17 protein-coding genes are annotated in these 18,263 nt (G+C 65.0%); 8 read left to right on the top strand and 9 right to left on the bottom strand.

The features are described from left to right. Nucleotide 1: 1 nt before the first annotated feature. The 8 genes from V8Z78_RS24800 (at nt 2) to V8Z78_RS24835 (ending at nt 7,553) form a co-directional block, all read left to right on the top strand. Nucleotides 2-763, top strand: a complete 762-nt coding sequence (locus V8Z78_RS24800) for an ABC transporter permease (protein WP_003068866.1) — start codon at nt 2-4, stop codon at nt 761-763. Between the two features lie 20 nt (nt 764-783). Continuing rightward, entirely contained in the window at nt 784-1,296 is a 513-nt protein-coding gene (locus tag V8Z78_RS24805) for a nucleoside deaminase (protein WP_349732338.1), read from the top strand. Between the two features lie 24 nt (nt 1,297-1,320). Further along, on the top strand, nt 1,321-2,118 hold the full coding sequence (locus V8Z78_RS24810) for an FAD binding domain-containing protein (protein ID WP_349732339.1): 798 nt from the start codon (nt 1,321-1,323) through the stop codon (nt 2,116-2,118). 6 nt (nt 2,119-2,124) lie between these two features. Beyond that, nucleotides 2,125-4,407, top strand: a complete 2,283-nt coding sequence (locus tag V8Z78_RS24815; protein WP_349732340.1) for a xanthine dehydrogenase family protein molybdopterin-binding subunit — start codon at nt 2,125-2,127, stop codon at nt 4,405-4,407. Continuing rightward, nucleotides 4,404-4,940, top strand: coding sequence for a (2Fe-2S)-binding protein (locus V8Z78_RS24820; RefSeq protein WP_003068855.1), 537 nt, complete (start codon nt 4,404-4,406; stop codon nt 4,938-4,940). Before V8Z78_RS24815 ends, V8Z78_RS24820 begins: the two co-directional genes overlap by 4 nt. 215 nt (nt 4,941-5,155) lie before the next feature. Further along, a complete protein-coding gene (locus V8Z78_RS24825) occupies nt 5,156-6,112 on the top strand; it encodes a sulfurtransferase (RefSeq protein WP_003068853.1) in 957 nt (318 codons plus the stop codon). 156 nt (nt 6,113-6,268) lie between these two features. Next, nucleotides 6,269-7,366 carry a YeeE/YedE thiosulfate transporter family protein gene (locus V8Z78_RS24830; RefSeq protein WP_349732341.1) on the top strand — a complete coding sequence of 366 codons (1,098 nt, stop codon included), beginning with the start codon at nt 6,269-6,271 and terminating at the stop codon, nt 7,364-7,366. 13 nt (nt 7,367-7,379) lie between these two features. Next, a complete protein-coding gene (locus V8Z78_RS24835) occupies nt 7,380-7,553 on the top strand; it encodes a hypothetical protein (protein ID WP_003068846.1) in 174 nt (57 codons plus the stop codon). A 62-nt stretch (nt 7,554-7,615) separates the two neighbouring features. On the opposite strand, the gene V8Z78_RS24840 is transcribed toward V8Z78_RS24835, so the two are convergent. The 9 genes from V8Z78_RS24840 to V8Z78_RS24880 form a co-directional block, all read right to left on the bottom strand. Next, entirely contained in the window at nt 7,616-8,566 is a 951-nt protein-coding gene (locus V8Z78_RS24840; RefSeq protein WP_003068843.1) for a VTT domain-containing protein, read from the bottom strand. Nucleotides 8,567-8,649: 83 nt separating this feature from the next. Next, complete coding sequence (locus tag V8Z78_RS24845) at nt 8,650-9,564, bottom strand: alpha/beta fold hydrolase (protein WP_349732342.1); 915 nt, start codon at nt 9,562-9,564, stop codon at nt 8,650-8,652. A gap of 92 nt (nt 9,565-9,656) precedes the next feature. Continuing rightward, on the bottom strand, nt 9,657-11,804 hold the full coding sequence (locus tag V8Z78_RS24850; RefSeq protein ID WP_349732343.1) for a D-(-)-3-hydroxybutyrate oligomer hydrolase: 2,148 nt from the start codon (nt 11,802-11,804) through the stop codon (nt 9,657-9,659). A gap of 57 nt (nt 11,805-11,861) precedes the next feature. Further along, the gene (locus V8Z78_RS24855; RefSeq protein ID WP_003068834.1) at nt 11,862-12,932 is read right to left on the bottom strand and encodes a branched-chain amino acid ABC transporter permease; all 1,071 of its coding nucleotides are present in this window, start codon (nt 12,930-12,932) and stop codon (nt 11,862-11,864) included. A 156-nt stretch (nt 12,933-13,088) separates the two neighbouring features. Then, nucleotides 13,089-14,072 carry a branched-chain amino acid ABC transporter permease gene (locus V8Z78_RS24860; RefSeq protein ID WP_003068832.1) on the bottom strand — a complete coding sequence of 328 codons (984 nt, stop codon included), beginning with the start codon at nt 14,070-14,072 and terminating at the stop codon, nt 13,089-13,091. A 76-nt stretch (nt 14,073-14,148) separates the two neighbouring features. Further along, nucleotides 14,149-14,874 carry an ABC transporter ATP-binding protein gene (locus tag V8Z78_RS24865; protein ID WP_046462605.1) on the bottom strand — a complete coding sequence of 242 codons (726 nt, stop codon included), beginning with the start codon at nt 14,872-14,874 and terminating at the stop codon, nt 14,149-14,151. Continuing rightward, nucleotides 14,871-15,701, bottom strand: coding sequence for an ABC transporter ATP-binding protein (locus tag V8Z78_RS24870; RefSeq protein WP_349732344.1), 831 nt, complete (start codon nt 15,699-15,701; stop codon nt 14,871-14,873). The genes V8Z78_RS24865 and V8Z78_RS24870 overlap by 4 nt, the downstream gene beginning before the upstream one ends. 208 nt (nt 15,702-15,909) lie before the next feature. Continuing rightward, on the bottom strand, nt 15,910-17,097 hold the full coding sequence (locus tag V8Z78_RS24875) for a substrate-binding domain-containing protein (protein ID WP_054075703.1): 1,188 nt from the start codon (nt 17,095-17,097) through the stop codon (nt 15,910-15,912). 256 nt (nt 17,098-17,353) lie between these two features. Then, nucleotides 17,354-18,235, bottom strand: a complete 882-nt coding sequence (locus tag V8Z78_RS24880; protein WP_057091712.1) for an amidohydrolase family protein — start codon at nt 18,233-18,235, stop codon at nt 17,354-17,356. Nucleotides 18,236-18,263: the final 28 nt, after the last annotated feature.

The raw sequence follows: 18,263 nt of genomic DNA on the forward strand, positions 1-18,263 counted from the left end.
TATGTCTGCCCTCATACAACGCCATGCGTCGCTGCTGGTTTTCCTCGCCGTCCTGCTGTTCTGGGAGTGCGCCTGCCGGCTGGCGCATATACCCGAGTACATTTTTCCCGCTCCCAGCCAGATCTGGCGCTCTGCTGCCGAGATGGGGCTGCAGCGCTGGCTGGAGCATGTCACGGCCACCTTGCAGGTCGCGCTCATAGGCTATGCGCTGGCGATCGCACTGGCCATTCCGCTGGCCATTGCCATCACGCGATCGCAGCTGCTCTCGAAAATCATCATGCCCTGGCTGGTGGTGATCCAGTCCACCCCCATCGTGGCCGTCGCCCCCATCATCGTCGTCACTCTGGGTGCAGGCCTGCTGCCTCGCGTGGTCATCACCACGCTGATTGCCTTTTTCCCGCTGGTGGTTTCCACGGCCCTGGGCCTGGCTTCGGTGCCGGCAGAGCTGGTGGAGCTGTCGCGCTCGCTGCGCGCCACCACCAGCCGCCAGTATTGGCAGATTCGCATGCCGTTTGCAGTGCCCTATGTGTTTTCGGCCCTCAAGGTCTCCATCACGCTGGCCATTGTGGGCGCCGTGGTCGCCGAGTTCGTGGCTGCGGAAAAAGGCCTGGGCTATCTGATCCTGTTTGCCACCTCCTCCTTCAAGGTTCCCGTGGCCTTTGCCGCACTGGCACTGCTGGTGCTGTGCAGCCTGCTGCTCTATGGTGGCGTGCAGCAGTTGCACAAGCGCCTCTTTCCCTGGAGCCAGAGCACTCCAGCCTGATCAACACAAGTACCGCCATCATGACAGACAAGAACTTCCCCCCTCAGGGCCTGACGCCCTCTGCCGAACAAATCCAGCGCAATCTGCGTCGCGCGCAGGCCGTGGCCCAGCGCGCCACACAAATGGGCCACCACCCCTTCGGCGCCGTACTGGTGGGTCCCGACCAGGAGACCGTGCTCATGGAGCAGTGCAATATCGACACCGTCAACCACGCGGAATCGACCCTGGCGCGCATGGCGGCCACCAATTACACGGCCGAGTTTCTATGGAGCTGCACGCTCTACACCAATGTGGAGCCCTGCTGCATGTGCGCCGGTACGACCTACTGGGCCAATATCGGTCGCATCGTGTTCGGCATGACCGAGCACCGGTTGCTGGAATGCACTGGCAGCCATGGCGAGAACCCGACCATGAGTGTCTCGTCGCGCTATGTCTTCGACCATTGCCAGAAGGCCGTGGAGCTGATCGGCCCCGTACCCGAGATGGAGGCCGAGATCGCCGCCCAGCAGCAAGCCTTCTGGGCGCAGCGCTGAGGACCACGCCCGCAGGAGGCTGCCATGCTGCTCACCCACCCCTCGTCACCCCAGGCCGCGCAGGCCCTGGCCCGCAAGCTCGGCGATGCCGCCTGCTTCATCGCCGGGGGCACGCTGCTGCAGCAGTCATGGGCAGAGCCTCGCCTGGCGCCGTCGACCACGCATTTCATCAATGTGATGCACTGGCCCGAGATGCAGCAGATCAGCCTCGGCCCGCAATACCTGCACATCGGTGCAGGCATGCGGCTGGAGGCCGTCCGCTGTCACCCCTGGGTGCAGCAGCACGCCCCCGTGCTCGTCCAGGCCCTGGATCAGCTAGGGGCCATGGGAATACGCCGCCTGGGAACCCTGGGCGGCAATGTAGGCTGGGGCGAAGGCGACTGCTGCCCGGTATTGCTGGCCATGGATGCGCAGGTCGAGTTGACGGACGGCAATCTGCAGTCGCTCGCGCAGACGCTCAAGCTCATGGACCGGCCTCTGATGCTGTCGTTCCTGCTGCCGCGCAGCGATGTGACGGAGCCCCGGCCACTGGTGTTCGAGAAGGTCGGCTATCGCGCGGCATTCTCCCCTGCGCGCCTGCGCATGGCCTTGCGCTGGAGTGATGCACAAAAGCGCCTGAGCCTGGACCGCATTGCGGCGGCAGCCCCGGGCATAGGCGTGCACCGCCTGCAAGCCACGGAAAAGCTGCTGAGCTATGCGCAGGAGCTGCAGATCCGTCCCTCCCTCGGCGATATACGCACTACCTGCGAGCAAAGCCTGCCTCCCGATCTGGCCCGGATCGCCAGCCGCCTGATTGCCGGACATTGCGGGCTGCTGGCCTGAACCATCATGGAATTCCTCACCCCTCATCACATCCGCGAGCTGAGCCTGGAGGCTTTGCCGGTCCGGCCCGATGCCTGGGCCAAGCTCGGCGGCAACCCGGGCTTTCTGACCGACCGCATTCAACCGGGTCAGCTGCGCGCAGCGATTCTCGGCAGCCCTCATCCCCGTGCGCGCATTCTGCATATCGATACCAGCGCCGCCCAGGCCCTGCCAGGCGTCCATGCCGTGGTCACCCATGCCGATATCCCCGGCATCAAGCACTATGGCTTGCGCAAGGTGGACCGGCCCGTGCTCTGCATCGACAAGGTGCGCCATGTGGGCGACCCAGTCGCCGCCGTTGCGGCCGTGGACATGGAGACGGCGCGGCAGGCTCTGGCGCTGATCCGGGTTGACTACGAACCCCTGCCCCCAGTCTGCGACCCGGTCGCAGCCCTTGACGGAACGGCGGCCTCCGAGCAGCCGGTCCACCAGGGTGGCAATCTGCTGCATGCCGCCAGCCACCGCCAGGGCGACATGTCTGCGGCCCGGGCAAGCACAGTGCACCGGGTGCAGGACAGCTATGTCACGCCACGCCAGATGCATGCCTTTCTCGAGACCGAAGGCGGTGTGGCCGAGCCCGATGGCGCGGGCGGCCTGCGCCTGTTCTTCGGCGGCCACAACCCCGCGCGGGACAAGCAGGTCATCGCCGACATGCTGGGCCTGCCTCACGACAGAGTGCATGCCGTGGGCACGCCCGTGGGCGGCTCCTATGGCGGTAAGGACGAGCTGACGATTCAGCCGATTGCGGCCCTGCTGGCCTGGAGGGCGCAGCGCCCCGTGCGGTTGCACCTGACACGTCCGCAATCGGTGGATCTGGGTGTCAAGCGACATCCCATGCAGATCGACATGCAGACCGGCTGCGATGCACAGGGGCGGCTCACCTACCACCAGGTGCAGATAGTGGCCGACACCGGGGCCTATGCCACGCATGGCCCCGAGGTGCTGGATGCTGCGCTCGAGCATGCCCCCGGCCCCTACCGGTATCTGGCACTGGACCTCAGCGCCAGGCTGGCCTATACGAACAACGGCATCGCCGGTGCGTTCCGCGGCTTCGGTGCCGTGCAGGTGCAATTTGCACTTGAGCAGCAGATGGACAGACTGGCTGCGCTGGTCGGCATGACAGCTGACGCGTTTCGCGCCCTCAATCTCGCCGCTCCCGAGGCACCCGGCCCGCTGGGCCAGCATGTCGTGCCGTTTGACGGCCCCCAGCGCGCACTCGATGTCGCCCGCCAGCAAGCGCTGTGGCGCGGGCCGCATCGCTGGGCCAGCGCGGACGGCCGCCATCTGCATGGCGTGGGCCTCACGCTGATCCATCGCAGCGATGGCTTTGGCAAGGGTGGCCCCAGTGACTGCCGTATGCAGCTGGCCCTGGCCGCCGATGGTGCGATCGAGCTGCGCTGCGGCTTTACCGAGCTGGGACAGAACCTGGTCGGAACCATACAGAGCCTGGGCGCGCAGCATCTGGGCTGCGCAGCCGACGCGATCCGGCCGGTGCTGGGCGATACCCGGCTGACGCCCGACTCGGGCCCGGTGGCCGCCTCGCGCGCCACCACGCTGGTATGGCGCGCCTTGCACGAGGCGGCCCGGCCCTGGCAGCAAGCCTTGCTCCTGGCAGCCGCAAGACTGCTGCCCGATATCCCTCTGCGCTGCGGCGCATGGGGCCTGGAAAGCGCTGCGGGCCTGCGCCTGAGCTACGCCGATCTGGCAAGGGCATTGGGCGAACAAGCGCCCTGTATCTCCATAGACCTGCGCGCCGAGGACCCGGAGGGCAACGCGCATGACACCCACTTCGTCTTCGGAGCCTGCGCCGCCATTGCCCAGGTACGCGTCGACAGCTGGAGCGGCATGGTCAAGGTTCAGCGGCTGGTGATGTGCACGGCCCTGGGCCCCGTGGCATCGGCCCAGGGCTATCTGGGCCAGATGGAAGGCGGCGCCCTCATGGGCCTGGCCATGGGCACGCAGGAGGAGCTGGCCTGCCTGGACGGCCACTACCAGGCACGTAATCTCGACGGCTATCTGATCCCCACGCTGGCCGATGCCCCTGATATGCAGGTGCTGGCGATCGAGAACCTTCCCGAGGGCGATCCCATAGGACCGCGCGGAGCCGGCGAGATCAGCGTCAACCTGGCCCTGCCCGCAGTGGCCAATGCCCTGGCCGCCGCACTGCAGCGCCCCATCACCCAACTGCCCATGACCCCGGAGCGTGTGATCGCGCTGCTGGAAGCGGGCGCGGAGTCCTCCACACCATGACGATGACCCACATCCCGGAGCACGGCGGCAAGCCACCCGCAGCCAGCGCAAAGGAGGCTTCGGCTTTTGTGCTGCAGCTGAATCTGAACGGCCAGCCGGTCAGCGCCAGCTGCAGCCCCGATACCCGGCTGCTGACCTTGCTGCGCGAGCACTGGCACCTCACCGGGGCCAAACCCGGCTGCGAAGTGGGGCGCTGCGGCGCCTGCATGGTCTGGCTCGACGGCGAGCCCGTGAATGCCTGCCTGCTGATGGCCTATCAGATCCAGGGCCAGACCGTGCGCACCATCGAGTCCGTGGCACAGGACAGCGCCAGCGAACCCGTGCGCGACGCGCTGGCGCGCTGCGGCGGCGTGCAATGCGGCTATTGCACCTCCGGCATGGTCATGAGCATGAGCTGGCTGCACCAGCAGCAGCCTCGCCCCACAGCCGCCGAGGCCGAGGCCCAGATGTGCGGAAACCTTTGCCGCTGTACGGGCTATGGCGGCATCCGGCGGGCAGTGCAGGAGCTGTTTCCGTCCGGGCAAAGCGCATGACCATTCAATATTGATAGCCGCAATCGCTTACTCACAAAGCGACTCAGCCACTTTCAATCACATTTATCAGAAACCACGCTGTTTGTTCGCGGGTTCATGACCCCAGGCAATAAGCAGACAAGTTTTTCTTGGTTGGCCTTGTCGCGGCAAGGCCGGACAATAGAGGCCCTGGGCATAGCCATGCCCCTGACGAATCGGCTTTGCCGACTCCTGCCATGAAAAACTCTCTGACAAGCTATGCGCTGGTTCTGGGCTTGGGCCTGGGCACCAGCGCCTGGGCGCTCGCAGCCCAACCCCTGCTCAACCCCGAGCAACTGCAGCCACTGCTGCAGCAGGCCGATGTCCGCCTCATCGATATCCGCGACCCCAAAGCCTTCGAGGCCGGCCATATCGCCCAGGCCGCCAACGCCCCCTACGGCAAATGGCGCGGCCCCGCCACCAATCCCGGCGAGCTGCCCGACCAGGCCAAGCTGGTGGCGCTGGTGCAGTCCCTGGGCCTGACGCCAGCCACGCATGCCATCGTGATCTCCAGCGGTGCCGATGCCACGGACTTCGGTGCCACGGCCCGCGTCTACTGGACGCTCAAAAGCCTGGGTCTCCAGGAGCTGTCCATCGTCAACGGCGGCATGAAGGCCTGGGAAGGCGCAGGCAAGCCCCTGGCCAAGACCCGCACGCAGATCGCACCCAGCAGCTACGCACCGACCTTTGACGCCAGCTGGCTGGCCACCCAGCAGGACGTGGGCAGGCATCTCGACCTCTCCAACGCGGCTCTGGTGGACTCGCGTCCCGACGCCTTCTATCTGGGCAAGACCCGTGCGCCCGCCGCCAAGCTCTCGGGCACCCTGCCCGGCGCCCAGCAGCTGGATTTCAACCAGTGGTTTGTACCAGGTACTTCGCAGTTCGTGGATACCGCCAAGGCCAGGGAGATCGCCGCAAAGGTCCAGCGCCCGCAAGGCCAGGACATGGTGGCCTTCTGCAACACCGGTCACTGGGCGGCCACCGACTGGTTCGGCCTGTCCGAAATGGCGGGCCTGCCCAATGTGAAGCTGTATGCGGGCTCCATGGTGGACTGGACGCAATCCAAGGACGCGCCGCGCATGGCCAACCAGCCGGGCCGCGCCCAGTCATTGGCCTATGACGCCCAGAAATGGTGGGAAAAAACTTTTAAATGACTCCCCTGAGTCGCTTCGCGCCTTCCCCTAGCCGGGCGCCCCCAAGGGGACAACAACTTCGCTGCAGGGCGGCCTTTGCTCGTTGTCTCTGATCTGGGTGCATGCCCTTTGCGGAAAGTGCGTCGCAGTCCTTACCCATCAATTCCATAAAAACACATGAAACGACTTCCCATAACGGCCTTGCTGGCCGTTTTCTTTGGCTGGCTGCTGTGGTCAGTCTCGGTGCGTCAGGCGGCACTGTTTGCCGTCGGCATAGGCCTGGGCGCGGTGCTGGCCGGCAGGCGTTTTGGCTTCACCACGGGCTGGCGCATGCTGGTCGAGGAAAAAGACGGCAGCGGCATCTTTGGCCAGTTGCTGCTGCTGGCGCTGGCTGCAGCCCTGGCCATGCCTTTGCTGGGCCATTTCCCCGAGCTGACGGCAGCTCTCGGCCCCCCCAGCATCAGCCTGCTGGTTGGAGCCTTTGTCTTCGGCCTGTGCATGCAGATCGCCGACGGTTGCGGCAGCGGCACGCTGTACAAAGCCGGCATGGGCATTCCCATGAACGCGGCCATACTGCCTTTGTTCGCGATCGGCAGCTTTCTGGGCAGCCTGCACCTGGGCTGGTGGCTGGACCTGGGCAATACGGCACCCGTGGGTCTGGTCACGCAATGGGGCTGGGCTCCAGCGCTGATCGCCACGCTGGTCGCACTGGCCGTGATAGCGGCAGGCGTGGCCCTGTATGTGAAAAAGGCCAATGCCGCCCTGAACCGCCCGGCCAAGCCGCTGCTGGTGCGCAAATGGCTGGTCGGCGCCGTGCTGCTGGCCATCCTGGCCACGCTCAATCTGACCATTGCGGGCCAGCCCTGGGGCGTGGTCTACGGCTTTGGTCTGTGGGCCGCCAAGATCGCCAACGCCACGGGCGCCGTCGATCTGGCCAGCAACTGGTTCTGGAGCCAGCCCGGCAATGCGGCACGCCTGCACGAGACCGTGCTGCTGGACGTGACCAGCATCACCAATATCGGCATTCTGGGCGGCGCACTGTGGATTGCCGCCGGCAAGCCCGCGGCAGCCAAGGCACTGACAGGCACGCAATGGGTCGTGGCCCTGGTGGCGGGACTGGTGCTCGGCTATAGCTCGCGCCTGGCTTTCGGCTGCAATGTGGGCGCCATGCTCTCGGGCATCTCCACCGGCTCCATCCACGGCTGGATTTGGGTCCCACTGGCATTTGCAGGCACCATCTTCGGCCTGCGCATCCGCCGCCATTTCGGCTTCTGAGCAAGGAACAACCATGACCTCACCAAGCACCTTGCGCACCCTATTCTGGGCTCTGCTGCTCGTCTTTCTGGCCTGGGACTTTCATACATCGCCGGCCATCGACCTGCGCTTTGAAGCGCCGCTGATCGCAGCCGGCTCCGGCCAGGCAGCACAGGGCGGACATTGCTCCATGCCTGCCGGCAAATAAGCGCCTCGATCCGCTCGACGCCTTGCCCAAGGAATGGTCAGGGCGTTTTCTTTGGCGCCTGCTCAGGCCCGGGGCTTTTCCAGCTCGAAGCCCGCTGCCTCCCAGGCCGTCAGGCCACCGGACAATGGCCGGACGTTGTGAAATCCCGCACGCTGCAATTGCCGGGCCACGCGCGCGGCGGAGATCTCGTCGGGACAGTCGCAGTACACAACCAGGCCATGCTCATGCCGCTCGCGCGGCAGCAAATGTTCGTAGGCCGCCTTGCCCTTGCCCTGATGCTCCAGCCAGGAGCTGGCTCCGGGAATATGACCCTGACCGAAGAGCAGGGGTTCGCGCACATCGATCACCGTCGGCGTGATGCCCTGGGCGTTGAGCCCCGCCAGTTCCTCGACCGACATGCGCGGCATCTTCAGCGAACGCACGACGCGCTGCCTCTGCCACCATTTGCGCGCCACGAAGACCGCGAACGCCACGCACAGCAGCAGCAGCCCCCATTTGCCCAGTGCCGTCAGCACATCGAGCAGATCCTGCACCGTGGAGCTGAACAGCGAGCCCAGAAACACCGCCGAGCCCACCCAGATCAGGGCCCCCAGCGTATCGAACAACACAAAGGTGCGCAGCGGCGTGCCCACCACACCGGCCAACGCACTGGCAATGGAGGCAAAGCCCGGCACGAACTTGGCCACCAGCAGGGACTTGGCGCCCCAACGCCCATAAACCGACTCGGTCTGGCGTATGCAGGCATCGGGCGAGAGCGAAATGCGGCAGATACGTCCCAGCACCCTGTGCCCATAGGCCCTGCCAGCGTGGTACCAGAGCACATCGGCTATCAGCGCTGCGGCCACTGCAATCACGGTGAGCCAGCCCAGACGTGCCAGGCTGCCCCCCTCCAGCGCTCCGGTCACCACCAGCACCGGATAGGCCGGGATGGGCGCGCCCAGCTGCTCTATCAGCACATTGAGAAAGACAATGCCGAAGCCGTATTCCCGAATCAGATCCACGACAAAACCCATGACCCACGCTCCTTACCCCGACCAGGGTTAGCCACCGATGCTAGCGAGACGCGAACATCCCCGGGCCTGCGAGGTTTTGCGCGTCAAGCCTGGTGCAGATGGGACAGAACGGCCTCGAAATGCGTGCTCACATTGAGCGCCGGCGCATGGCCGCAGTCCGGCACCTCCAGCCAGGTCAGCAGACCTTGAGCACCGGGGCCACGCTGCTGCATCTGCTCGGCCACCGGCTTGAGCACCAGATCGGACTCCTCGCCGCGCAGCAACAGCACGGGCAGTTGCAGCGCGTCATAGTGATCCCAGAGCAGATAGTCGTTGTCATGCTCGGTGAACTGCTCGATCATGCGCGGATCGTAATGCGGGGTGACGCGGCCGTCATCGCAACGACGCGTGCTGGTCTCGGTCAGCTTGCTCCACTCGAAATCGCTGAGCCAGCCATAGGGCTTGTAGGCCGCGCGGAAAAAACCTTCCAGCTCGGCGACGGTGTCGAACACCGGCGGCCGGCCCGCGTAGCTCTTGATGCGGGCCAGCGCAGCCTCGGCCAGTTCGGGCGCATTGTCGTTGAGCGTGAGCGTGAGAATGCGCTGCCTGAGATCCGGCTCGAACAGGCCGGATGCACAGACCGTGCCTATCGCTCCGCCCATGCTGGTGCCTACCCAGTGCACCTGCTGCAGCGCCAGCGCATCCATCAGCTCGCGTGCCAGCCGGGCATAGAAGCGCAGCTGATACTCCTCGCGCGGGTTGCGGCTCCATTGGCTCAGGCCGCGGCCCAGCGTATCAGGGCAGATGACGCGATAGCCTTGCACCGCAAGAAACTGCGCCAGTGCATCCATGTCGCGCCCCGTGCGTGCCAGGCCATGCCAGGCGATCACCGTAGCCTTGGTCGGGCCTTGCGGCTTCCAGTCAAGGTAATGAATCTCGTAGCCAGCGCAGTTCGCATAGCAGGATGCCGGCACGATGGCCGCAGAAGCGCAGTTGTTGGGCATGGCAGGTTTCAGCATCAAAAAGGCCTCCAGCGCATATGTGATAAGCGCTATCAGCTATCAACTTCGGTAGTCAGCCGGCAGCCGTAGCCACCGGCCGGTCATGCGTATCAGTCCGGCACGCGGATGGCTCCGGCACTGACCTCTATCCTGTCGGCCGCTGCCGGCGTGCCGGCAATCAGCGGCAGATTGGCTGGCTGTATGGCCGGTGCCTGGCCCGGGTTGCCACCACGCGGCACGGTGCGCACCACCTGGCTGGGAGGCAGCGCCTTGCCGTTGGCAAGGTGGTCATACATGGCATCGAGCGCGCGGTTCAGATAGACATGCAGCGGGATGTAACGCGTGTCGTACCCCGGCAGCACGGTGGGCAGGCCGATGAAGCTGTCGAAGTGCTGGGCATTCGTGACCTCCACATAGCTGAGCTTGCTGGCAGCGCCTTCCACTTTCCGGTTGAGCGCCACATAGGGCCGCGTCGTGTGGTTCACGGGCAGCAGCGCATCCGCGCGGCCATGGACGATGATGACCGGCTTGCCCTGCAGATTGCCGTTGCGCCTTGTCTCGTCGACACCGGCCTGCAGCGCCCTGGCGGCGCCATCATTGCCCGTGACGAGATTGCGCAGGCATAGCGCACCCGGCGTGTTCCAGTCGGCCAGGCCCGAGTTCACCGAGACGGAGAGGAAGTCGCGCGCGGCACCGAACTTGCCCTTGTTGTTGATGAGCTGCACGCCGCTCGATGGCGGCACGCCGTTGCCCGTGGAGAACATGCTGGCCAGCGCCTCTGGGGCCAACGGCGTCACTGCGCCCGCAGCCGTCGCACCGGCATAGCTGTAGCCGCAGAGGTTGTCCTTCACGCTGGCGCGCGAGAGCGAGTTGGCAAAAGTGACCGACACGGCGGGCGCCACCTCAAAGGCGGCCAGCGAGGCGTGCAGCTCGCTGGACTCCGGCTCCCAGCCATAGTCGCGCAGCTTCTGCAAAGCTTCTTCGGCCTGGGCCGCCGTGGTCGTGGCATTCAGCAAGCCGGCAGTCCTGAGTGCCGCGCAGCGGTTGGGCGCAATCGGCAGAGCCGTGCTGGCAAACCCCGCAGCAAACGCAGCCGCATAGGGAGATCCGCTGACCGATGCCGCCAGCGAGGCGCAGGATTGATAGAGGTTGGCATAGCTCGTGAAGTCCACCAGCGTCTTGCCCACCACAGGCAGTTCCGTGCCGCCGCGCTGCACGGTCACGCCGGGGCTGGCAGGCAACTCCACCGCAGGCTCGGACACGGCCACGCCGTTGATCAGCCCCTGCGAGTCCTGCTCGGCGGCGGCAATCGCCGCGCCGCCGCCGTTGGAGATGCTGGACGCGATGACGATGGTGTTGCTAGGCTTGAGCGTCCGCAGGCGTTCGCCCAGAATATTGCGGTCCCCATAGCGCTCGTTGAGCACGTAGTAGGCGAACTCCACGGCCTGCAGCGTGGTACGGCCCCAGTCCTTCTCTGGGTTCTGGCCCGAGTGCGCATGCTTGAAGGCAAAGCGGTTGGGCGTGGCAGTGTTGAAGGCGGCCAGTTCGCCAGCCGTGAGCCCTGCATTGAATGCAGCCTGCTTGCCCGCTGCGGCAGCCGTGCTGCGCGTGCCGTCGATCAGCGGCACGGTGTCGTTCATGAGGTCATGTGGCGCGGCGCCCGTGCCCTTGTCGGAATAGGCCACCGCGCAGCCGCGCTTGAGCCCCCATTCGCCCGTGGTGATGGCGCCGTACACGCCGCGCGAGCCCGAAGCCGTGGCGGTGATGATGCAGGCCTTCCTGGGATCGAAGCTGGCCGGCACCTGCACCATGAGCGTGACGTTCTTGCGGCCCGTGCCGTCGTCCGAGAACGCGATGTACTCGGTGCCGGCAATCCTGCCTTCGCCGGCCGTCACCCGGCCCTGCGCATCCACATTGGGGCCGTAGAGCGTGCCGTAGCCGCCCGCCGCAGTCATGTCCAGCATGGCGCGGTAATTGGTGTAGATGGCCAGGCGGCGCAGCTCGGCCGCCGTGGGTTGGAGCGCGCTGGCAAAGCCCGGCGCCGTGGCCACGGCCAGGCCGCTCTTGCCCAGGCCCGCGGTCAGCAGGTCATCGCTGCTGCCGTCATAGCTCTGCTGCCGCACCGTGCCCAGGTAACCGGGTTTGGCATTGAGCTCGCCTCCATCGCCGCCCCCGCAGGCGGTCAGCACGGCGGCCGCCAGCACCGCAAGGGCGCCAAGGGAAAGAGGCGGCAAGGCAATCGCATAGGTCTTCTGCATGGGCTTTGTCTCCTGTCGTAGTGAAGGCGGTCAGAGAAGGGATGCCAGTAAAAGATGTCAGGGCTTGCGCGCCGCAGCCGCGCGCAGCCTCCCCACGACACCCGTGGGGAAGTAATAGACCGAAAGCACGAACAGCAGGCCCAGCCACAGCAGCCAGCGGTCGGGCGACAGCAGTGCGGCCAGCCAAGGCAGACTGGCACTGGCCTCGCTGGCCATGCGCAGCAGATCCTGCAGATAGCTCTGGGCGATCAGGAACACCACCGCGCCTATCACCGCGCCGTAGATGGTTCCCATGCCGCCGATCACCACGATGAGCAGGCAGTCCATCATGATTTCGAACGAGAGCGAGGTATCAGGCCCGTTGTAGCGCAACCAGACAGCCAGCATGGCACCCGCCACGCAGGCAAACAGGGCCGATAGCACGCTGGAGGTGGTGCGGTAGACCACCACGCGGTAGCCAATGGCCTCGGCACGGAATTCGTTCTCGCGGATGGCTTGCAGCACGCGGCCGAACGGCGAATTGACGATGCGCAGCAGCATCAGCACCAGGGCCACGGCCACGACAAACAGCAGGTAGTAGCTGAGGATCTTGCCGTCGATGGTCACGCCGAAGATATCGTTCTCGAAAGGCTCGAAGCTGGGTGACAGCCATTCGGGCATCTTGAAGGTCAGGCCGTCCTCGCCCCCGGTCCAGTCCGACAGCTGAGATGCCAGAGTCTGGAAGGCCGCCGCCACGGCCAGCGTGATCATGGCGAAGAAGATGGCCCGCACGCGCAACGAAAACAGGCCTATGGCCAGCGACAGCAGCAGCGAGACCACGAGCGCACCGCCCAGCCCCGCGGCCAGCGCGCCCCAGCCCGCACCCAGGCGCGTGGAGGCAATGGCCACGCCATAGGCGCCTATACCGAAAAACATGGTGTGGGCAAAGCTCACGATGCCGGTATAGCCGAGCAGCAGGTCGAAGCTGGCCACCAGCACCACGAAGATCAGCACCTTGGCCGCCACATTGAGCGCCTTGACGCCGGGGAAGAGAAACGGCGCCAGGGCCAGGCCCGCGAAGATGGCCAGCAGCAACACGGCCAGCACGCGGCTGCGCGGCAGGTCGCCGGAGAGCAAACGGTTGAGCATCAGACTAGCCTTTCAAACTTTCATGGCGCCACGTATGCAGCCGGCATGCACCAAGCCAGTTGCCACCGAGCAAGGGCCTGGGCCGGCCGCGCCGCCCCGCAGCGAGGGTGGCGTCCCCCTTCCAGGGGGAGGGCGCGAAGCGACTCAGGGGGTATCTCATCTGTTGGCAACCGGATAGATGCCCTGGGGCCGCCACAGCAGGACGGCCACCATGAGCGCAATATTGGAGAACAGCGCCACCTTGGGCACGAGGAAGCCCGTGTAGTTGGCCATCAGCCCGACGAGCAGCGCACCGATCAGCGCACCGCCTGTGCTGCCCAGACCGCCGATGATGATGACGATAAAGATCAGCACATTGACCTGGGCGCCCATCTGCGCCACCACGTTCTGCTGGTACAGGCCCCACATCACGCCGCCCAGGCCGGCCAGGGCCGAGCCCGCGACGAACACGGCCACGAACAATCGGCGCACGCGGTAGCCCAGGGACTCGACCATCTCGCGGTCCTGCACGCCGGCGCGGATCAGCAGACCAATCTTGGTGCGCGCCAGAGTCCAGGCCAGCACGGCGAACACAGCAGCCCCCACCAGCACGGCAAAGACCCGGTATTTCTCCACGGCCGCGTCGCCCAGCAGCCAGGCACCCTTCATGGCTTCGGGCAGTGGCAGCGGAATCTGCTGCGGCCCCCAGATGACTTTGATCAGCTCCTCGCCGATGATCATGCCGCCCATGGTGATGAGAATCTGCTTGAGATGCTGACCGTAGACAGGCCGCACGATGAAGCGTTCGAAGGCCAGGCCCAGGGCCCCCGCCACCAGCATGGCCACGACCATGGCCGGCAGCACGGCCACCAGGTTGCGCCACAGCTGCGCCGAGCCCGTCCAGTCGCCCATGGCACCGAGCACGCTGGTGGCGACGAAGGCGCCCAGCGCGATGAACACGCCATGGCCGAAGTTGAGCACGTCCATGAGGCCGAACACCAGGGTCAGGCCCGAGGCGATGACGAAGATGATCATGCCCATGGCCAGGCCCGCCACCGTCAGCGTGAGCCAGGTGCTGGGAGAGCCCACCAGGGGCAAGGTAGCCAGCGCCAGCAGCGGCACCAGCAGCAGCGGCTTGTAATCCAGGTCCTTGCGCATCATGTCTTTACCTCGGCACCAACTTTCATATCCATAGCTGCCAGCGCTTGAGCTGCTTTTTGCTTTGATTTTTGTGACCTCATAGCGCCAGCCCCAGCAGCGACTGCTGCAGTTCCTCGTCGGCCGCAAGATCGGCCATGCGGCCCGCGTGTACGACACGGCCGTTGTCCATTACGGCCACGCCGTCACCCAGGCGCTTGGCGAAGGCAAGGTTCTGCTCGACCAGCAAAATGCTCACGCCGCCGGCCTTGAGCTGGGCGAAGGCCTCGATCATGTTGTTGATGATGGCCGGAGCCAGACCTTTGCTGGGTTCATCCACGATGAGCAGATCGCGCGGCTCGACGATGGCGCGCGCCACGGCCACCATCTGCTTTTGCCCGCCGCTGAGCTTGCCGGCCGGATGGTCCCAGAATTTCTGCACGGCCGGGAACAGCTCGTAGATCCAGTCCAGGCGCGAGCGGTCCATGCGCGCAGCATGCGAGGCCGAGCGTGCAGCCAGCAGCAGGTTTTCCTTGACCGTGAGGTCGGCAAAAATGCCCATGTTCTCGGGCACATAGGCGATGTTGAGCTGGGCAATCGCCGGCGTGGCCAGGCGCGTGATGTCCTGCTGGCCGAAACGGATGCTGCCCTGGCTGGCCTGCCACAGGCCCATGATGGTGCGCAGCGTGGTGGTCTTGCCCGCGCCATTGCGGCCCAGCAGCATGGTGACCTCTCCGCGCGGCACAGCCAAGTCCACGCCGTGGAGGATGTGATAGGCGCCTATATGGGTGTGCACGCCCTGGAGTTCCAACAGTAGCTCGCTCATGGCTGTTCTCTCCTTCCCCCGGACGGGGGAAGGCTGGGATGGGGGGGAGCGTCAGTGCCGCCAACGGCATCCTGGGGCGTCAGCCCCAGGTACGCCTGCTGCACCACGGGCGAGGCAATGACTTCGCCCGGTTTGCCGTCAGCCACCAGCGTGCCGTTGGTCAGCACGATGATGCGGTCGGCCAGTTCGCGCACCACGTCCATCTTGTGCTCCACCAGCAAAATGGTCTTGCTGCGGTCCTTCTTGAGTTCGCGGATCAGGTCGAGGATCACCGGCGCCTCGTCATGGCTCATGCCCGCCGTGGGCTCGTCGAACATATAGACCTGCGGCTCCAGCGCCATGAGCAGCGCCACCTCCAGCTTGCGCTGGTCGCCATGCGGCAGGGCCGAAACCGGCTCATCGCGCCGCGCCCAAAGCGCCACCTGCTCCAGGATTTGCTGCGCGCGCGCCAGCAATGCGCGGTGGTCGCTCCAGATGCTCCAGAGGTTCATGCCGCGCCGGTGCGCGCCCTGGCGCGTGGCCTGCACGGCCAGGCGCACGTTCTCCAGCACCGACAGGGCCGGAAACAGATTCGTGAGCTGGAAGGCCCGTCCCAGGCCGGCGCGCGTGCGCGCCGAGGGTGCCAGACCCGTAAGGTCGCGCCCCTGCAGCGACACCCGGCCCTCCGTGGCCCGCAGCTGCCCCGAGATCAGATTGAAGTAGGTGGTCTTGCCCGCGCCATTGGGGCCGACGATGGCCGTCAGCGTGCCCGGCTCGAAGGAGCAGGTCACACTATTGACCGCCACATGGCCGCCAAAGCGAATGGTGAGCTTGTCAGTGGTCAGCATGAGAAATAGGCAAATCAGCCCCTAGCGCCCTATGCACAAGCGCATGCAGCTATCAAAAAGTGAACTTAACCTTGCCCGCGCGCTGACCAAGTCAGAGACGCCGAGCAAGAGCCGCCTCGCGGCGATGGCGTCGTCTCCCTCCCAAAGAGAGAGGGGACGCCCGGTTAGGGGAAGGCGCGGGGCCGCCTGGGCGAAGTAACTCAGGGAGTTAGCGCCCGTTCCGGACGGGAACGTTCATTTCTTCAGGCTTGATCTCGCGCACCAGCTCGGGCACGCCCCAGGCAAAGGCCGGGTCGTTCTTGATCCTGAAGTGGTACATGCTCTGCATGGCCTGGTGGTCCTGCTTGCGGAAGGTCATCTGGCCCTTGGGCGTATCGAAGCTCATGCCCTCCATGGCCTTAATCAGCGTATTCGCCTTGGTGTCGCCATTGGTCTTCTTGAGCGCCGTGACGATGGCCATGGCGGCCGAGAAGCCACCTGCCGTGAAGAAGTCCGGCGGCGCCTTGAACTGCTTGTAGTTCATGGACACCAGCGCCTCGTTGACAGGGTTCTTGGGAATGCCGTAGTAGTAATAGGTCGCGCCTTCCATGCCCGGCAGGTTCTTGTAGGCCGCCATGGCGGGCAGGATGTTTCCGCCCGTGGCGATCTCGATGCCGTAGCGCTTGAGGTCCATGTCGGCGATCTTGAAGGGATTGCCGGCGCCGGCCCAGACGATCCAGATGATCTTCTTGCCCGGCTGGTCCTTGAGCTTGTCGATCAGGCGCTGGGCGCCGGCCGTGAAGTCGGTCGTGGCTGCGGGCAGGTACTCCTCATGCACCAGCTTGCCTTTTTTGACAGCCTCCTTGAAGGCCTTGACGCCGTCGCGGCCGAAGGCGTTGTCCTGGGCCAGCGTGGCGATGGTCACGCCGGGCTTGTCTATGGCCACGGCATTGCCGATCGCGTCCTGGCTGGAATTGCGGCCAGTGCGAAAGATGTACTTGTTCCACTTGTCGCCCGTAATGGAATCGGCCACGGCAGGCTCGACGATCAGGATCTTCTTGTACTCCTCGGCCACGGGCAGCATGGCCAGCGCCACGCCCGAAGCGCTGGGCCCCACGGCCAGATCGGCCTTGTCGTCCGAATATGCGGTGGCCAGCTGGCTCTTGCCGAGGTCGGGCTTGCCCTGGTCGTCCTTCTCGATCACCACCAGCTTCTTGCCCGCCACCGTCATGCTGCCGCCCGTCGCATATTCCAGGCCCATCATCAGGCCCGCCTGGGTCTGCTTGCCGTAGGCTTCCAGAGGCCCGGTCTTGCTGTAGACATGGGCAATGCGGATTTCGGATTGCGCCAGGGCGCCGGGAACATGAATCACCATGGCCGCCAGAACGGCCGCCTGCAGCAGGCTGCGCTTGTGCATGTATTGTCTCCTTGAGGATGGATGCGGTTGTCCGCTTGTCTTTCTATGGTGTGCAGACAGCAGTCTTCGTGCCAGTCTGGTTTTCCTCTGAAGAGCCACCATACGCAGCCCCATATCGACTGAAAATCAGACAATTAATGTCTTTAATTCATACAGTGACTGATTTCAATACAAATCAACAGCCACCTTAGGGCCCATCCCAGGCTTTGCTCAATCCGCCATGAAAAAAGGATCACCGGGGTGATCCTTGTGGCTTTCATGCGGCATCGCGTTTTCCGTCCAGCTCCAGCAGCCGCACGGCGTTGTCCTTGAGAATGCCGGGCATGACCTCGGGCTTGAAGCCGGCGACCTCGAAGTCCTTCATCCAGCGCTCGGGCGTGATCAGCGGGAAGTCGCTACCGAACAGCACACGGTCCTTGAGCAAAGTATTGGCGTACTGCACCAGCTGCTTGGGGAAATACTTGGGACTCCAGCCCGAAAGATCGATCCAGACATTGGGCTTGTGCAGCGCCACCGAGATCGCCTCGTCCTGCCAGGGAAAGCTGGGATGGGCCATGACGATCTGCATATCGCCGAAGTCCACGGCCACGTCGTCCAGCAGCATGGGGTTGCTGTAGGCCAGGCGCAGACCGCCGCCGCACTTCATGCCGCTGCCGATGCCGCTGTGGCCGGTGTGGAAGATGGCGGGCAGCTTGTAGTGGTTGATGACCTCGTAGATGGGCCAGGCCATGCGGTCATAGGGATGGAAGCCCTGCACCGTGGGATGGAACTTGAAGCCCTTGACGCCGCATTCGGTGATCAGGCGCTCGGCCTCGCGCGCGCCCATCTTGCCCTTGTGCGGGTCGATGCTGGCGAACGCCACCATCATGTCGCTGTTCTCGCGCGCGGCATCGGCAATCTCTTCGTTGGGGATGCGGCGGCGACCCAGTTGCGCCTCGCTGTCCACCGTGAACATCACCAGACCGATCTTGCGCTCGCGGTAATAGGCAATGGTTTCGTCGATCGTCGGGCGCAGCGAGCTGCCGAAGTATTTGTCGGCCGCGCGGTCGTACTCCTCGCCGTAGCTGTCAAAGGGATTGCGGCAGCTGACTTCCGCATGGGTGTGGAAGTCTATGGCGATCAGATCTTGATGATTCATGGGTGGGCCTGCTTTGGGTATTGAGTCA

The sequence above is a fragment of the Comamonas sp. wu1-DMT genome (assembly GCF_040187805.1).
GTDB lineage: Bacteria > Pseudomonadota > Gammaproteobacteria > Burkholderiales > Burkholderiaceae_C > Comamonas > Comamonas thiooxydans.

What these genes read in the sequence shown, in the direction of transcription:
- V8Z78_RS24815 (WP_349732340.1), top strand. Translation starts at nt 2,125, where the DNA reads ATGGAATTCCTCACCCCTCATCACATCCGCGAGCTGAGCCTGGAGGCT.
- V8Z78_RS24870 (WP_349732344.1), bottom strand. Translation starts at nt 15,701, where the DNA reads ATGCTGACCACTGACAAGCTCACCATTCGCTTTGGCGGCCATGTGGCG.
- V8Z78_RS24825 (WP_003068853.1), top strand. Translation starts at nt 5,156, where the DNA reads ATGAAAAACTCTCTGACAAGCTATGCGCTGGTTCTGGGCTTGGGCCTG.
- V8Z78_RS24850 (WP_349732343.1), bottom strand. Translation starts at nt 11,804, where the DNA reads ATGCAGAAGACCTATGCGATTGCCTTGCCGCCTCTTTCCCTTGGCGCC.
- V8Z78_RS24830 (WP_349732341.1), top strand. Translation starts at nt 6,269, where the DNA reads ATGAAACGACTTCCCATAACGGCCTTGCTGGCCGTTTTCTTTGGCTGG.
- V8Z78_RS24810 (WP_349732339.1), top strand. Translation starts at nt 1,321, where the DNA reads ATGCTGCTCACCCACCCCTCGTCACCCCAGGCCGCGCAGGCCCTGGCC.
- V8Z78_RS24840 (WP_003068843.1), bottom strand. Translation starts at nt 8,566, where the DNA reads ATGGGTTTTGTCGTGGATCTGATTCGGGAATACGGCTTCGGCATTGTC.
- V8Z78_RS24855 (WP_003068834.1), bottom strand. Translation starts at nt 12,932, where the DNA reads ATGCTCAACCGTTTGCTCTCCGGCGACCTGCCGCGCAGCCGCGTGCTG.
- V8Z78_RS24805 (WP_349732338.1), top strand. Translation starts at nt 784, where the DNA reads ATGACAGACAAGAACTTCCCCCCTCAGGGCCTGACGCCCTCTGCCGAA.
- V8Z78_RS24845 (WP_349732342.1), bottom strand. Translation starts at nt 9,564, where the DNA reads ATGCTGAAACCTGCCATGCCCAACAACTGCGCTTCTGCGGCCATCGTG.
- V8Z78_RS24800 (WP_003068866.1), top strand. Translation starts at nt 2, where the DNA reads ATGTCTGCCCTCATACAACGCCATGCGTCGCTGCTGGTTTTCCTCGCC.
- V8Z78_RS24860 (WP_003068832.1), bottom strand. Translation starts at nt 14,072, where the DNA reads ATGATGCGCAAGGACCTGGATTACAAGCCGCTGCTGCTGGTGCCGCTG.
- V8Z78_RS24820 (WP_003068855.1), top strand. Translation starts at nt 4,404, where the DNA reads ATGACGATGACCCACATCCCGGAGCACGGCGGCAAGCCACCCGCAGCC.
- V8Z78_RS24835 (WP_003068846.1), top strand. Translation starts at nt 7,380, where the DNA reads ATGACCTCACCAAGCACCTTGCGCACCCTATTCTGGGCTCTGCTGCTC.
- V8Z78_RS24865 (WP_046462605.1), bottom strand. Translation starts at nt 14,874, where the DNA reads ATGAGCGAGCTACTGTTGGAACTCCAGGGCGTGCACACCCATATAGGC.
- V8Z78_RS24880 (WP_057091712.1), bottom strand. Translation starts at nt 18,235, where the DNA reads ATGAATCATCAAGATCTGATCGCCATAGACTTCCACACCCATGCGGAA.
- V8Z78_RS24875 (WP_054075703.1), bottom strand. Translation starts at nt 17,097, where the DNA reads ATGCACAAGCGCAGCCTGCTGCAGGCGGCCGTTCTGGCGGCCATGGTG.